Below are 12780 nucleotides of genomic sequence, written 5' to 3' on the forward strand. Positions count from 1 at the left end.
CCAGCGCTGCGCGCTGGACAGCGAAAGCCGGCGCGTTGCGCCGGCTGGGCGCCCGCTCCGCGGGCGCAGGCGTGGCAAGCCACGCCTGTCAGTCTCCGCTTCGCTTCAACTGACATGTAACAGGCCCGCGTTGCGGTCCTGTTACGGCGGCAAGCCGCCGGTCGAGCCGCTTCGCGCCTCGACGCAGGTCCGCTTCGCTCCCCTGCTTGAGGCAGGCTCTTCGAGCCTGCTAAAAGGCTCGCTGGCGCGAGCCTGGCTGGCTGCAAAGGCGCGGCGTGCGGTGCCTGTCTTCTTTCCTTCCCAGGTACTTGACGGATCGTCACGCATTCCTGACGGTCCGTCACTTTTGAGTGTCTATTGTCCCATACTGCTGGTGGCGGGATGGGGGTCTTCGGGGTTCAGGTGCAGGGGCTGTCATGTATGAGGCACGCTCGGTTGTAGCGTGTGATGGCCTCGCATCTTGAGGTCTTGCATCATAATTTCTCTGTAGAGACTCTACCCTGAGGGCTCACTGCCCCCGTAGATCGAAAGGCGGGATCTCATGCCGAGGAAGCAGCGGCTCCGTCCTCATCAGGTCGAGGCAGTTGACGCGGTGGTCCGCGCGCTCGGGTCTTCGGTGAGCGGAGAGCTCGCGGACGCGGCGGTGCGTGCGCAGGTGATTGCGCCTCCGGGAGCTGGCAAGAGCCTGATCGCGGTTTTTACGGCGCAGGGGCTCCGTGCCGAACGGGTGTTGGTTCTGGTGCCCACGCTCGACCTGCTGGGTCAGATGGTGGGTGTATGGCGTGCTGGTGGGCGTGGTGGTCGGTTGTTCGGGGTGTGCTCTGAGCGCGAGAAGGCTGCTGTGGGGGTGCGGTGCACTACGGATGCGGGTGAGTTGGCGGGGTGGCTCGCGGGTGGGGGCCGGGTGACGGTGTTCGCCACGTATGCGGCGGCTGGTCTGGGGGTGCTGGAGCGTGCTCATGCGGCCGGTGCCGGGCGTTGGGATCTGATGGTGGTGGATGAGGCGCACCGGACGGCGGGGGTGTTGGGGAAACCGTGGGCTGTAGTGCATGACGATCGGCGGCTGCCGGCGGTGCGGCGGTTGTACATGACGGCGACTCCGCGGTTGTGGGAGGTCCCCGGGCAGGAGGGGGGCACCGATGGGGCGGGGCAGCTGGTGGCGTCGATGGACGATGAGGAGATCTTCGGGCCGGTGGTGTACCGGCTGACGATGTCGGAGGCGATCGAGCGGGGGCTGATCGCGCAGTACCAGGTGGTCTGCGTGGATATTGCTGATCCGCAGCTGTCGGTGGTGCGGTTGGTGGGTGCGGAAGCGTTCACGGATGAGGTGCGGGGGGTGCGGTTGGCGGCCTTGCAGACGGCGGTTTTGAAGACTGCTGCGGAGCACCGGCTGCGGCGGGTGCTGACGTTTCATCACCGCACGAGTGAGGCGGAGGCTTTCGCGGGCGGGCTGGGACAGGTGGCCGCAGCGCTGTGGGAGGCCGATGCGGGATCGTTCGCGGAGCCGGAGGCGGTGTGGGCGGACTGGCTGTGCGGGGAGCATCGGGCGGTACACCGGCGGCAGGTGCTGGAGACCTTTTCCGCGGGGGTGGTCCAGGATGCCGTGATGGAGTTGTGTGTGCTGTCGTCGGCGCGTGTGCTCGGCGAGGGGGTCGATACCGCGGCGTGTGATGCGGTGGTGTTCGTGGATGCGCGGGGCTCGACGCCCGATGTGGTGCAGGCGGTGGGCCGGGCGCTGCGGATGCAGCCCGGAGAGAGCAAGGTGGCCTCGCTGGTGGTTCCGGTGTTCCTGGAGCCGGGTGAGGAGCCGGACGAGATGCTGGCCTCGCGGTCGTACACGCATCTGGTGAAGGTGCTGACCGCGCTGCGGGCTCACGATACCGAGGCCGTCGAGCAGCTCGCCGTCCCTCAGTCCCCCAGCCGGCAGGCTGCCTCGGCCGCGGGCGGGAGGACGGCGGGTGGGGTGGTCAGCGGGGCGGCGCAGGGGCTGCTGCGGTTCTCCACGGCCCGTGATCCGGCGCAGCTGGCAGCGTTCATCAGGGCACGTGTGTTGCGGCCCGAGGGCGAGTACTGGCGGCGGGGGCTGCAGGCCGCGATCGCTTACGCCGTCGATCACGGACACCTGCGGGTCCCCTACGGATATACCGCTCCCGATGGTTTCGCGCTTGGGGTGTGGATCGCCAAGCAGCGCGTCGCCTACCGCCAGGGCACCCTGGCCAAAGAACGGGTGAGGGAACTGGATGCGGCCGGGATGGTGTGGTCTCATCTCGAGGTGGCCTTCTCCGAGGGCCTGGCCGCCGCGCGCGGCTGGGCGGAGGAACACGGGCACCTCCTCACCCCCACCGAGGCAACCTGGCAAGGCTATCCCGTGGGGATCTGGCTGCGTGACCAGCGTGCCGCCGCGCGACGGGAACGAGCGGCTCAGAACGGGCCTGCCGAGGGCCTGGCACCGGGACAGCGTGACGGTACGCGGCGGTGGCGGGAACTGGAAAAGATCGACGCCGCTTGGTGCCCCGCCTGGGACATCGCCTGGCAGCGGTGCTTCCACCTCGCCCGCACCTATGTCAACGGAGGCGGGGAACTGCCCGCTGGGCCTGGGGAGCTCGTCGTCCAGGGCGAGGACCTCGGGCGGTGGACCGGCGCCCAGCGCACCGTTGCCGTATGGGACGGTCTGCTGCCCGCGCAGCAGTGGCTGCTCACGGAGGTGCTGCGCCTGACGCCGGACCAGCCTCAGACAGGACCTGCGTCAGGCGAGCAGAGAGCCGTGAGCCGGACGCGGGCGCAGATGTGGGCCGACAATCTAGCCGCCGCTCTCCAGTATCGCCAGCGGGAAGGACATCTGAACGTTCCGCGCCAGCACGTGGAAACCGTGGACGGAGACGACCGTGCACTGGGAGTGTTCATCGCCAACTGCCGGGCCCGCAAGCACCGCCTGGCCGCTGAACGGGTGCAGGAGCTCAGTGCCGTCGGAATGAAGTGGGTTTGAGGAATCGCGTGCGGAGGCCGCCGAGCTGAGGCGCTGACCTCCGACGACGTACGACAACTGGGCACGCCGGCGCGCCGCATGGGTGGGCATCCTGCTGACCGGCCAACTCGGCCTGCTGGACGACCTCGTCGAACACGACGGCCGCCCCATCCGGCTGCCCCTGGGTGAGTTCATCAGCACCGACCTCGATCTGCTCGTGCTCGGCGAGATCGCCGACCACTGGCCAGCCCTACGCGCCCACTTCGGCAGCACCCTCCTCAAACGCCTCACCGGTGACATGCTCTCCCCCGCCACGGACACGGCCTGGGAGTACCTTGCGCTGGTCGCCGACCGCCACCCCCAGCTCGCGCAAGAGCTCGCAACGGCCGTCGACCAGCAACCCGACCTCCTCACCCACGACACCGTGCTCGCCTGGTACACCCACACCCACCGCGGCGAGGCGCACCTGCTGCGCACCCTGATCGACAACCTCCGGCCGGGCGACAACGGAAGCCGGGACGTCGCACCCCTGCTCCTGGCCGACCCCCTGGTCCTCGGCCTCGACCCGGCGACCGTGCAACGCGCACTGCACGCCGAACTGGGCCCACGACGCAGCGGTTACCCGCTCCCCGCCTCCGGCGCGTTCCTCGCCCTGGCCGCCGGGTTCCCCGACGACACAGCCGTCGCCGACGCCTGGGAGGCCCTCCAGCGCGAGCGCGACCTGCACGGACACGTCGAGGTGGACGTGTCGGTGTACTACCCGCTGGCCTACGCAGCCGTCGAGACCGCCGACTTCGTGGATCAGGTATCCCGCGACAGCGCATGGATCTCCAGCCACTTCACCAACGACATCGACCCACCGTTCGCTCAAGCCGTCATCCGCCGCCTGGAACGTGACCCGGAAGCACGCACCCGGGCGCATGCCGCCATCACCAGCACGGACACCTCCGATGCCCGGGCCGCCCAGCTCGCCTCCCTCAACAGCGCGGCCACCGCCCTGCCCCCGGACGTCGCGCACAACCTGCGCCAGCGGCTCCACCGGCAGTAAGGCCTTCAGCTGCCCGACGCCGTACACGACTTCGTCACCGCCACAGACGTCCCCGTCCCCGCTCTCCTGCTGCGCATCCTGCAGTCAGGAACAGGGCGATGACTCAACGCCAGACCGCACACCCCCTCCGCAACCACACCCCTTCATCCTTCTGACCTGCATAAACAGCAAGAAGCCCATAGGGATTCCCAAGACATCCACGACATCTGGCCAGAGGTACCACTGGTCAGATGCCACACCATCGACCGCCGAGAAAATCCAGCTCAGCACCGAGACCCCAGGTCACGATCCTTCAGACCCCCTACAGAAATCGGGAACTCACAGTCGTTGACTCCCACGTACCACGATCGGTACCCGCCGACGTTGCCGAAGTAATGCTCCTCGAAGTACCCGAACCGGCGGCTGCCGAGCCAGGCCCGATGGGTGACGTCGCTGTCGGCGAGAACCGTGAAGGTGCTCTTCCCCAGCCGGATCCGCGTCTCATGGATCCGCACCCAGGGCCGGAACCACCAGCTGGTCGTGGTGATCCCGTACATGACCACGATGTCGTCCTCACACCATGTGACCAGGTAGCAGAGCCTCGACAGAAGCCAGGTCCGGACGGTGAGCTCGACCTTCCGCTCTTTGTCATCGGCCTCTTCGTGCTCGATCGGGGCGAGCCGTGCGCAGTGCCTCGTCGACTGCCACTTCGGTTCACCGAGCAGGGATTCGACGTAGTCGTGCCGGACACCCGGGGCGATCTTGCGGAGACGGGTGGTGACGTAGCGCCGGCGGCCGACGGTACGGCGCCACCCCTCGGTCAGTGCCTTGGTGAGGGTCCAACTGGCGACCGGCACTCCCGCCAGCGTCCAGAGGTTGAGGGTGGTGCTGTACCACGGCTCGGGATCGGACTTCATCGCTGAAGAATGCCGTACCCCACTGGCACGCAGAACCGCGGTCTCCCCAAGGCCAGGCGGCCGCCCAAGTGGAGCGCGGCGGGCATAAGTTGGAGCTCGCAAGCTGATCATCTTTTTGGGGGTGGGACGTGGCAGGTCGGGATCTGCGGGCACTTTTCAGCACGAACGACCGGGGCCTTCAGGCCGTGGAGGCGTTCACGAACCGGCAGCTGCAGTGGGAGCTGGTCGCGGCCGCACTGTCCGAGCATCTGCGTCTGATCACCGAGTCCGCGTTCGATGTCGAGGACCTGGAGCGCCAGCGTCACAACGTGATGGTGTTCCACGGGCTCGGGGGAATCGGCAGGACGACCTTGTCCCGCAAGCTGGAGGCAGCGCTCCCCGGGGCCGATCAGCGGCCTGCCCAGTGGGGTGAGCCCGCCTGGTTCGGACAGCGGATCCTGCCTGTACGCATCGACCTGGCTCGCTCCGCCGGAACGTCCTTCGAGGACGTCATCCTCACGATCCGTGCGGCGCTGGCCGAACTGGGCCGCCCACTGCCCGCCTTCGACATGGCCCTTCGCCGTTACTGCGAGACCCAGCACCCCGGTGAAGCTGGAGGAGTACCTGCGCCGCGGTGGCCTTCTCCGTCCGAGGCGGCGCGGGTCAAGTGGGGTTCAGCGGACTGATGCCGGTACCCGCGTACAGCTCAGGTTCCAGCGACAGGACCGTGAGCGGCTCTCCCGCCTTCACCGCGTGCCAGGCGATCGCAGCAGCGTGGGCCACCGGCCAGTACACGTTTCTCCAGTCCATTGCATCCACAGCATGAGCTGCGGTGAACGGAACGTTCTCCGCGAACCGCAGAGATGCCGCGTGCTTGCCTGCGCCCGCAACCTGCCGTTCGGCAGCGAGCACGGAGAGGGAAGGGATGATGACACGACCGCTGCCTCGCGAGGCCTCGATGTAGAGGCCCGTGAAGAAGGAGTCCGCGCGGTACAGGGCTGCCAGAGCCGTGTGGTCCAGGACGGCCGTCAGGTTCATGCCGCGGCGCCGCCCTGATGGGCGCGGATCTTCGCCCAGGCATCTTGGCCGACCTGCTGAACCTGCTCGGTGTACTCAATGCCGAGCTCACGGGCGGCCTCGACCGCACGCTGCTCCCGCTCGGCTTCCGTGAGCTCGCGGGTGGCGAGCTCTTCCAGCAGCTCGGTGATGGTGGTGCCGCGCTCGTCGGCGAGGATACGCAGCCGGTTGCGCACTTCCTCGCTGGTCTTGATGCTCGTCGGCTTGCTCATGCCGAGAATTCTACCGCCGGTAGAACCGCCGGGGCAGTGTCGTCGAGTCGACGGCGCTGCCCCCGCCTGGATGATCTATCAGTCCATGTACGCCATGGCGATGCGCCTTCCTCGATCGTCCAAGTCGTCGGTCAGCTGGTAGCTCCAACCGGCCTCACGCAGTACCTCTCCTTCTGTCGTGAGAGTCCGCCCGTGCGCCGGGCCGTACATCAAGATCACTGTTGTCATGGCGCGAACCGTAGGAGGCTCTGTCTCCTAGCGTCGCGGGCACGGCGGCGCACCACGTCCCCGCCGCCATCCCCGGTCGGCCCGCCCGGAGCTGGCCTACGAGGCGGCCGGCTCGGTGCGTTTGAACAGAGCTAGTGCTGTGACTAGGAAGGTCACGGGGTTGACGGTCGGAGCGGTTGGATATGGCGTGTCGTCCGATCCGAAGCTTGGGGGTGCGGTGGCTGAACCTGTCCGTGTGCGCAGGTTGACCGACCAAGAAGGGCTGAAGCTGCAGCAGATCGTGCGCCGGGGCAGCACCAGCTCGGTGCGATACCCGCGCGCGATGATGCTGCTCGCCTCGGCCGGCGGCAACCGGGTGCCCGTGATCGCCAGGCTGCTGCAAGCCGACGAGGACACCGTCCGCGACGTGATCCATCGGTTCAACGAGATCGGCCTGGCCTGCCTGGACCCTAATTCCTCTGTAACAGCTCCGGCTGAGCTCCTCACAGCTCTGCCGGACGGTTCGAGCGCGGGACTGTGACGCCTTCCTGGACCCCGGCCGACGAGGCCTCCACCGAGAGGGGCGCCAGTCCCGTGACTCACGGGCAGATTCCGCGAGCTGAGTGCGGGAATCGGAAGTCGCGCGTCAGTCAATCCACGCCTCGCCGTGTCGATGCCGGTCCAACCCCACAGCTGAGAACTCATCCTCGCCGGCGCTTGCCACTACGCCCAACCGCCGCAGCGCTTGAGAGATCGGGCTGCCGGCTGGCGGGAAGGGCTGGCCCTCCTCCACATGGAGCGAGCGGGCCCATCACGATGGTGCCGCCATCCCACACGGCAGCCCGCTGCTCGCCCACGCCGCCGAAGTACTCAGCTTCCACGTAGGCCACCGGCCCACCGGCTGACCAGGCAGCGAGGGTCTTCTCGAACCCTCCTGGCAACCGCCAGAACCCCAACGCGCCTACGCCGCTCCCGTCTGCGACGGAATCGAACAGGGCGTCCGTCATCGGCATCAGCGACAAGCCCTGTCCGATCGACGCCAGCCGAGCGGCAGGCAGGTCCCGCGCCACACCCCGCAGCGCCTCCCCTTCAGCGATCACTGCTTGCAGGTCGTAACCCATCCCAACGCCCCCTCCAGATCGGAGGCCCCATCTTGTCCCAGACGGCAAAGGCGGACCCGCGCGGTACTCCCTCCCAGGACCACCACACCCCCAGTGGGTTCTCGCCGGAGCACCGTCCAGATCCCTCGAACCCGCTGGTTTCCGAGTTTGGCCGTGGCGCTGTCCCCGAAGGGCTGGTCACCCGGCGCCAGTTACGGGACATGGGCCTCAGCCCCGGCGGCAACAACGGCCCGGTCGCGATCCTGCGCTGCAAGTGGTGTTCCCACCGGCCGCAGTGGTCGTGCACCCATCCCACACGGGGCTTCCTGCTCCGTGTCGATCTGGCGAAGCCCAAGCGCGTTCCGACGCTGGCTCAGGAGTGGGCTTTGGACCGGGCGATGGCTGCTCGCCCGACCTGCAGTGAATGCGGGAGGCGTTTCCATATCTGCCTCTCATGGCCTGGGACGCCTGCCCCTTACCGGCGCCTCCACCAGCAGCCTTCCGAGAATCGGTCGGTATCCCAGCGATCGGTTTCACCGCCGTCATGGGCAGATTCTCCCGGTTGACGGTCGAGGTGACGGCGCGCACTCCACGGAAGTGCTCGTGGAGCCGGATGGCTTGTTCAGCCTTGATCCATCGAGCCAGTCCTTGACGTCGATGTTCGGGTAGCACGGCGGTGTCGTGCTGGTCAGCTACGGGGCCGCCGCTCGCCGGGACGGTGGCCACTGTGGCAGCGACTACCTCGCCAAAGGCCGAGTGCACGGCAGTGCTCACCATAAGCTGGTCACCACCCGTGGTCATCTGCGCCTCCCATGCGCGTACGGCGGCGGTGTTCCACGTCCGGGGCGGCATCTGCAGCACGGCGCCTGGCGCATCCAGCACATGGCCCATCACCCGCCCGAAAGAGGCAGCCAGCTGCTCGGGTGCCAGCCCGATCCAGTGCACCAGCCGATAGGCAGAAGGCGGGGACGCCACCAGTTCCCGGCAGCGAGCCAGCACCCACTCCTGGTCCAGTCGCTGTTCTTGAAGTTCTAGGCGCAGCACAACGCGTGAACCGGGAACGGCGCGAGCAAAGGACTCTCCGGGCGGACCAGCCAGCACCGTGCTTTGCAGCCGGTCTATCCCGGACGCATCGACACTCCGCATGGCCTCGAAGAGCAGCGCGGAGCCGACGCCACCGCGGCGGCTCCGCGGCGCAACGAACAAGCGGAGGAAACCAGTACCTGGCTGGTGCGGCTGCCGCCGCAGCTCCGCGACCCCGCTGACCGCCTCGCCAGAACCGCTGCGGGCGGCCCAGCGCATCGCCGGTGGCTCCTCAGCCAGGAGCCGCTCGGCCAGAGCAGATGGCGGGACCGAGCTACCGGACAGATCCCTCTGGCCGTCACGGAACACCGCACACCAGGCGGCAAGGCCAGCGGCGGCCGCGTGCCGCGGCTGGAAAGGCTCCACCGTCACCGTGGGCATCACAGCACTTTGACAGGGAGCAGGCCCTCTCGCACAGGACTTCCGGCGAGCGCATCAGGAATACCGCAGCAACGAAACAAGTGCTCTCCGCCAGTATCCAAAAAACTCGGGTGCTGCCTGGAGTGCTTCGACGGCACGCCGGTGGACCCCTCCACGTACATCGCTCCCCCGGCCACGCACCAGCTCGTTGCCTGACCCAACGAGCAGCTGAAGGAGAACCCAGCCCATGGCACTCAGGATCAAGGCGCTGCTGGCCTCTCTCGCGCAGGCCGCCCCCGGCTTCCTCACCGCGACGCCCACCAGCTCCGGCAAGGGCACCCGCTTCAGCGTCCAGCCCTTCGACCGGCCCTGAACCGGTGCGCGCCCGAACCGCCGTGCTCCTGACGGCCGCCGTGCCCGTCACGCTCGCCGTAGCCACCGCCGCGCTCAAGGCCGGCCACTGGCAGCTGTACGCCGACCGGCACCGCATCGAACTCCTGCCCCGACCACGCCGCCACTGTCCCGACTGCCACGGACGCGGCGGCTGGTGGGCCGCCGGTCCAAACCCGGAGATGGAGGCATGCGGCTGCTGGGCCGACCGGCGCGAACTCCGCATACGCCTCGTGCCCGTCCGCGACCCCTGGCCGGACGAACCACCGTTTTGACGCTCACACAGCAAGAGGCGCACCCCCAATGCCTGGACAGCTCGGGGTGCGCCACTCCCATGTCCGCCCGCACGGGCGGGGAACGGAGATCTCATCATGCCCGCAACCGGCGCTTTGCGGCAGCCGTCCCGCACACTCACGACCCGTTCCTCTGCCTCCCGCTGGGCGGCGTCGGCGGTACGGCGCTCGGTCAGCTCGGTGAGGTCGCTGCGAACGCGGGCGGCCCGGTTGCGGAGCGCGGCGGCCCGCCGGTCGACTACAACTTCGCCGCCTTCCCCATCGCCCGCGAGCTGGTGGTGTGGCTGGCGACCGCGTTCGCCGGGTCGACCGCCCCGGCCGGGCGGCGCCGGACGACCTCCTCGGCCACGAGCGCAACGCGTCCACGTCCAGATCGAGCGGCTACGGCCGCTCGTCGACGACCCGCTGGCTCGCTCCGCGAGCACGTCGCCGTCTACGCCCAGGTCATCCACGAACTCCGCACCGAGCTGGACCGGCGCACCGACAACAGCACCCAGCGCAGCCCCGTCCGAAGCCTCCCCACCAGTATCACCTGACGCACGAGGCGGTCGCGGCGCTGACCGGTTTCCCAAGCCTGGTCCGTGTCCTCCGGAACGACCCTCAACAACTAGGAATAAGTGAAGCAATCTGGCAGACCAGGCAGATCCACTGCTCACGGAAGTCTCCCGCCGCATGGCCCAGGAAATCCGCCCGGCCCGCCCACCGGCACCCCCGCGCCCGGACCTGGCCAAAGCCTGGAACTGCGATGCGTGTCTGGGATGGGGAACTCCGTCGACCGCATCAGCCGGTCGAGTGCTACCGGCCCGGCCGCTCGGGCTCCATCCGGAAGCAGACCAAGCGGGTCTTGGCGGCGGCCGTGCGCAGCTCGTCGTCGGTGGGCTGCCGGTCGCCTGGGAGGCCGAGCATCAGCCCCTTGGCGGCCTTGGGCCCTTTGCGCCGGCCGAACTCGCCCAGCAGGGCGGCGACTTCCTCAGGGTCCTCGACGACCGTCGGGACGGCGCCGTGGTGCTGGCCCCGGATGCGCAGCCGGACGGCGGACCCTTGGCGCATGCTGGGGATCCAGCCGAGCTGGGAGGACATGGCGAGCACCGTGCCGGGATCCCAGTCGAAGTAGCCGATGGGGACCGTGAATTCGCGGCCCGTCCTGTGCCCCTTGTACGTGAGCAGCATCAGGCGCCCGCTCAGCGGCTTGTGGAAGCGGGAGGCGAGCAGCGGCCGTACGACCTTGTTGGCGGCTCGGAAGACGGCTCGGAAGATCTTCACCAAGAGTGGCCTGGTCGCGTTCGCCGCGGGCGTGCCGGATGTGCTCACCAGATGCCGCCGGGGACGGTGTGGACGATCTCGGCCTGGTCGCGCTTGGTGTAGGCGTCCCAGTAGTGCTCGGCGATGGTCTCGGGCTCGGTGCCGGGACCGCTGCCGATGAATACTCCGATGGCCACGTGCGCGGTGTGCACCCCGTGCTCGGCGAGGTCGATGCCCAGGGCCATGGCGTAGTTGCGCAGGGCCGCCGCCGCGACGCCGATGCTGCCGAACGCGCCGCCGAACGGTCGGACCGAGGAGGCGCCTGTGGAGAACAGCAGGGTGCCATTGCCGCGTTCGAGCATGGCGGGCAGCACCTGACGGACCGCGGCAACCGCTCCGTACAGGTAGTAGTCGAGCTGCTTGTGGAGGTCCTGCGCCGTGGCGTCGACGGCGGCGGCGCCGGCGAACGTGGGGTCGGCGGGCGAGTACTCCAGTACGTCGACGGCCCCGAACCGGTCGGCGACCGCGGCGAGCGCCGACTGCAGCGAGTCGGGACGCGTCACGTCCGCGGCGAAGCCCGCGGCCTCGATGCCCTCCTCGGCGAGCTGCGCGGCGAGCGCGTCGAGCTTGTCCTGGGTCCGGGAGACCAGGGCGACCTGGAAACCCTCCCTTCCGAAGCGGCGGGCGATGGACAGGCCCAGGCCTGGGCCTGCCCCGATGACGGCGATGACGGGCATGGGTGGTGCTCCTGTGGTCGGACGGGCTGGACGGATGAGGGGCACCTCCCGCCACGACAGCGGTCAGGACTGTAAGTCGAGGGCGGCCTCATGTTCTTGGATCGTAGCAGAGAAATATGAGGCACCCCTCCGGTTGGTAGGCTGAGTGACATGGCCATCGACCCTCCGTCCGCCTCCGCCGGGAACCCGGCCCCTGTCCGCCCCCTGCGGCGCGACGCGCAGCGCAATCGCGAGGCCCTGCTCACCGCGGCCCGCTCCTGCTTCGCCGAGCAGGGCATGGAGGCACCCCTGGAGCAGGTGGCCAAGCGGGCCGGGGTGGCCATCGGCACGCTGTACCGGCACTTCCCCACCCGGCTGGACCTGGTGCAGGCGACCTTCGCCGAGAAGCTGGCCCTCTGGCGGGAGGCCGCCGAGAAGGCCGTCACCATGGACGACGCCTGGGCGGGGCTGTGCCACTTCCTGGAGACCATGTGCGAACTCCAGTCACAGGACCGGGGGTTCAACGACCTGGCCTCCATACGGTTGCCGGAGAGCGCCTGCCTGGCGGGCGCCCAGACCCGCATCCGCGAACTCGGTGTACACATCGTCGAGCGTGCGCAGGAGCAGGGCAGCCTGCGCCCCGACCTCACCCCCGAGGACCTTGCCTTCGTCATCTGGTCGCACAGCCGCGTCACCGAGGCCACCCACGCCATCGCCCCGGACGCCTGGCGCCGCCACCTTTACCTTCTGCTCGACGGCTTCCGAACCGACCGCGCCCACCCGCTGCCGGCGCCGCCGCTCACCGAGGAGCAGCTGTACCGCGCCATGATCAGCCTCGGCGGAAACGGGGCCTGCGGCGCCTGACCGTCGGGACGTGCGTTGTCTCAAGGCGCCGCGGGAGCCCCTTCCCGGCGACCAGGCCGAGCCGGTACGCCTCCGTCCCCGCGACGCAGAGTTCGCGGAGGCGTTTGGTTACCTCCGCGTGCACCAGCGACACGGCGCGCTCGAAGGCCACCTCGTCGGCGAAGCATTCGCACATCCAGACCACGTCCGGGTCCTCGCTGCTGCCATGCATCAGGCAAAGCAACGTGCCCGGCTCCTTCTCCACCTGCCCGAACATGGGCTGCAGGGCGGCGATGAGCTCATCGCAACGTCCCGTTCGCGACGAGCTCGGCGAGGTGTCCCTTGACCGCGGCGATGCCGTCGGCGGAC

General features: G+C 68.8%; 16 protein-coding genes and 2 pseudogenes. 9 read left to right on the top strand and 9 right to left on the bottom strand.

Annotation, left to right across the window (positions count from 1 at the left end):
- The first annotated feature begins 541 nt into the window (after positions 1-541).
- Positions 542-2986 carry a DEAD/DEAH box helicase gene (locus ACQEVY_RS40845; RefSeq protein ID WP_386341053.1) on the top strand — a complete coding sequence of 815 codons (2445 nt, stop codon included), beginning with the start codon at positions 542-544 and terminating at the stop codon, positions 2984-2986.
- Between the two features lie 82 nt (positions 2987-3068).
- Entirely contained in the window at positions 3069-4013 is a 945-nt protein-coding gene (locus ACQEVY_RS40850; protein WP_432955697.1) for a hypothetical protein, read from the top strand.
- A 263-nt stretch (positions 4014-4276) separates the two neighbouring features.
- Here ACQEVY_RS40850 and ACQEVY_RS40855 read toward each other — a convergent pair whose 3' ends face one another.
- Positions 4277-4909: an ETEC_3214 domain-containing protein gene (locus ACQEVY_RS40855; RefSeq protein WP_386341049.1), complete on the bottom strand. Its 633-nt coding sequence runs from the start codon at positions 4907-4909 to the stop codon at positions 4277-4279.
- Between the two features lie 128 nt (positions 4910-5037).
- Here ACQEVY_RS40855 and ACQEVY_RS40860 point away from each other — a divergent pair, with 128 nt between their 5' ends.
- Entirely contained in the window at positions 5038-5574 is a 537-nt protein-coding gene (locus tag ACQEVY_RS40860; RefSeq protein ID WP_308435465.1) for a hypothetical protein, read from the top strand.
- Here the strand turns inward: ACQEVY_RS40860 and ACQEVY_RS40865 are convergent.
- From ACQEVY_RS40865 to ACQEVY_RS40875, 3 genes are all read right to left on the bottom strand, one after another.
- Positions 5552-5926, bottom strand: coding sequence for a PIN domain-containing protein (locus ACQEVY_RS40865; RefSeq protein WP_190154525.1), 375 nt, complete (start codon positions 5924-5926; stop codon positions 5552-5554). The genes ACQEVY_RS40860 and ACQEVY_RS40865 overlap by 23 nt on opposite strands.
- On the bottom strand, positions 5923-6177 hold the full coding sequence (locus tag ACQEVY_RS40870) for a hypothetical protein (protein ID WP_101408647.1): 255 nt from the start codon (positions 6175-6177) through the stop codon (positions 5923-5925). Before ACQEVY_RS40870 ends, ACQEVY_RS40865 begins: the two co-directional genes overlap by 4 nt.
- A 78-nt stretch (positions 6178-6255) precedes the next feature.
- Positions 6256-6405, bottom strand: coding sequence for a hypothetical protein (locus ACQEVY_RS40875; RefSeq protein WP_386341046.1), 150 nt, complete (start codon positions 6403-6405; stop codon positions 6256-6258).
- Between the two features lie 217 nt (positions 6406-6622).
- Here ACQEVY_RS40875 and ACQEVY_RS40880 point away from each other — a divergent pair.
- Positions 6623-6886, top strand: a pseudogene (locus ACQEVY_RS40880) (helix-turn-helix domain-containing protein); the annotation flags it as partial.
- 199 nt (positions 6887-7085) lie between these two features.
- Here the strand turns inward: ACQEVY_RS40880 and ACQEVY_RS40885 are convergent.
- Positions 7086-7505, bottom strand: a complete 420-nt coding sequence (locus tag ACQEVY_RS40885) for a hypothetical protein (RefSeq protein ID WP_229878795.1) — start codon at positions 7503-7505, stop codon at positions 7086-7088.
- Between the two features lie 32 nt (positions 7506-7537).
- On the opposite strand from ACQEVY_RS40885, the gene ACQEVY_RS40890 reads away from it, so the two are divergent.
- Positions 7538-8050: an RRQRL motif-containing zinc-binding protein gene (locus tag ACQEVY_RS40890; protein ID WP_386341055.1), complete on the top strand. Its 513-nt coding sequence runs from the start codon at positions 7538-7540 to the stop codon at positions 8048-8050.
- A 550-nt stretch (positions 8051-8600) separates the two neighbouring features.
- On the opposite strand, the pseudogene ACQEVY_RS40895 reads toward ACQEVY_RS40890, so the two are convergent.
- Positions 8601-8948: pseudogene (locus ACQEVY_RS40895) on the bottom strand (GNAT family N-acetyltransferase); the annotation flags it as partial.
- 226 nt (positions 8949-9174) lie between these two features.
- Between ACQEVY_RS40895 and ACQEVY_RS40900 the strand changes: the two are divergent.
- From ACQEVY_RS40900 to ACQEVY_RS40910, 3 genes are read left to right on the top strand one after another with little or no spacing between them, the layout of a single operon-like run.
- Entirely contained in the window at positions 9175-9300 is a 126-nt protein-coding gene (locus tag ACQEVY_RS40900) for a hypothetical protein (protein ID WP_266529939.1), read from the top strand.
- 4 nt (positions 9301-9304) lie between these two features.
- The gene (locus ACQEVY_RS40905; RefSeq protein WP_386341043.1) at positions 9305-9592 is read left to right on the top strand and encodes a hypothetical protein; all 288 of its coding nucleotides are present in this window, start codon (positions 9305-9307) and stop codon (positions 9590-9592) included.
- Positions 9593-9651: 59 nt separating this feature from the next.
- Positions 9652-10146, top strand: a complete 495-nt coding sequence (locus ACQEVY_RS40910; RefSeq protein WP_266529933.1) for a hypothetical protein — start codon at positions 9652-9654, stop codon at positions 10144-10146.
- A gap of 259 nt (positions 10147-10405) precedes the next feature.
- Here ACQEVY_RS40910 and ACQEVY_RS40915 read toward each other — a convergent pair whose 3' ends face one another.
- Together ACQEVY_RS40915 and ACQEVY_RS40920 are read right to left on the bottom strand one after the other, a co-directional pair.
- Positions 10406-10873, bottom strand: coding sequence for a hypothetical protein (locus ACQEVY_RS40915; protein ID WP_386341041.1), 468 nt, complete (start codon positions 10871-10873; stop codon positions 10406-10408).
- Between the two features lie 44 nt (positions 10874-10917).
- Positions 10918-11589 carry an SDR family NAD(P)-dependent oxidoreductase gene (locus ACQEVY_RS40920; protein WP_386341039.1) on the bottom strand — a complete coding sequence of 224 codons (672 nt, stop codon included), beginning with the start codon at positions 11587-11589 and terminating at the stop codon, positions 10918-10920.
- A gap of 150 nt (positions 11590-11739) precedes the next feature.
- Between ACQEVY_RS40920 and ACQEVY_RS40925 the strand changes: the two genes are divergently transcribed.
- Entirely contained in the window at positions 11740-12432 is a 693-nt protein-coding gene (locus ACQEVY_RS40925) for a TetR/AcrR family transcriptional regulator (RefSeq protein ID WP_432955701.1), read from the top strand.
- Here ACQEVY_RS40925 and ACQEVY_RS40930 read toward each other — a convergent pair.
- The gene (locus ACQEVY_RS40930) at positions 12398-12688 is read right to left on the bottom strand and encodes a putative quinol monooxygenase (RefSeq protein ID WP_432955703.1); all 291 of its coding nucleotides are present in this window, start codon (positions 12686-12688) and stop codon (positions 12398-12400) included. The two genes, ACQEVY_RS40925 and ACQEVY_RS40930, sit on opposite strands and share 35 nt — an antisense overlap.
- Between the last annotated feature and the right edge of the window lie 92 nt (positions 12689-12780).

The organism is Streptomyces sp. CA-288835, from assembly GCF_050936385.1.
Lineage (GTDB): Bacteria > Actinomycetota > Actinomycetes > Streptomycetales > Streptomycetaceae > Streptomyces.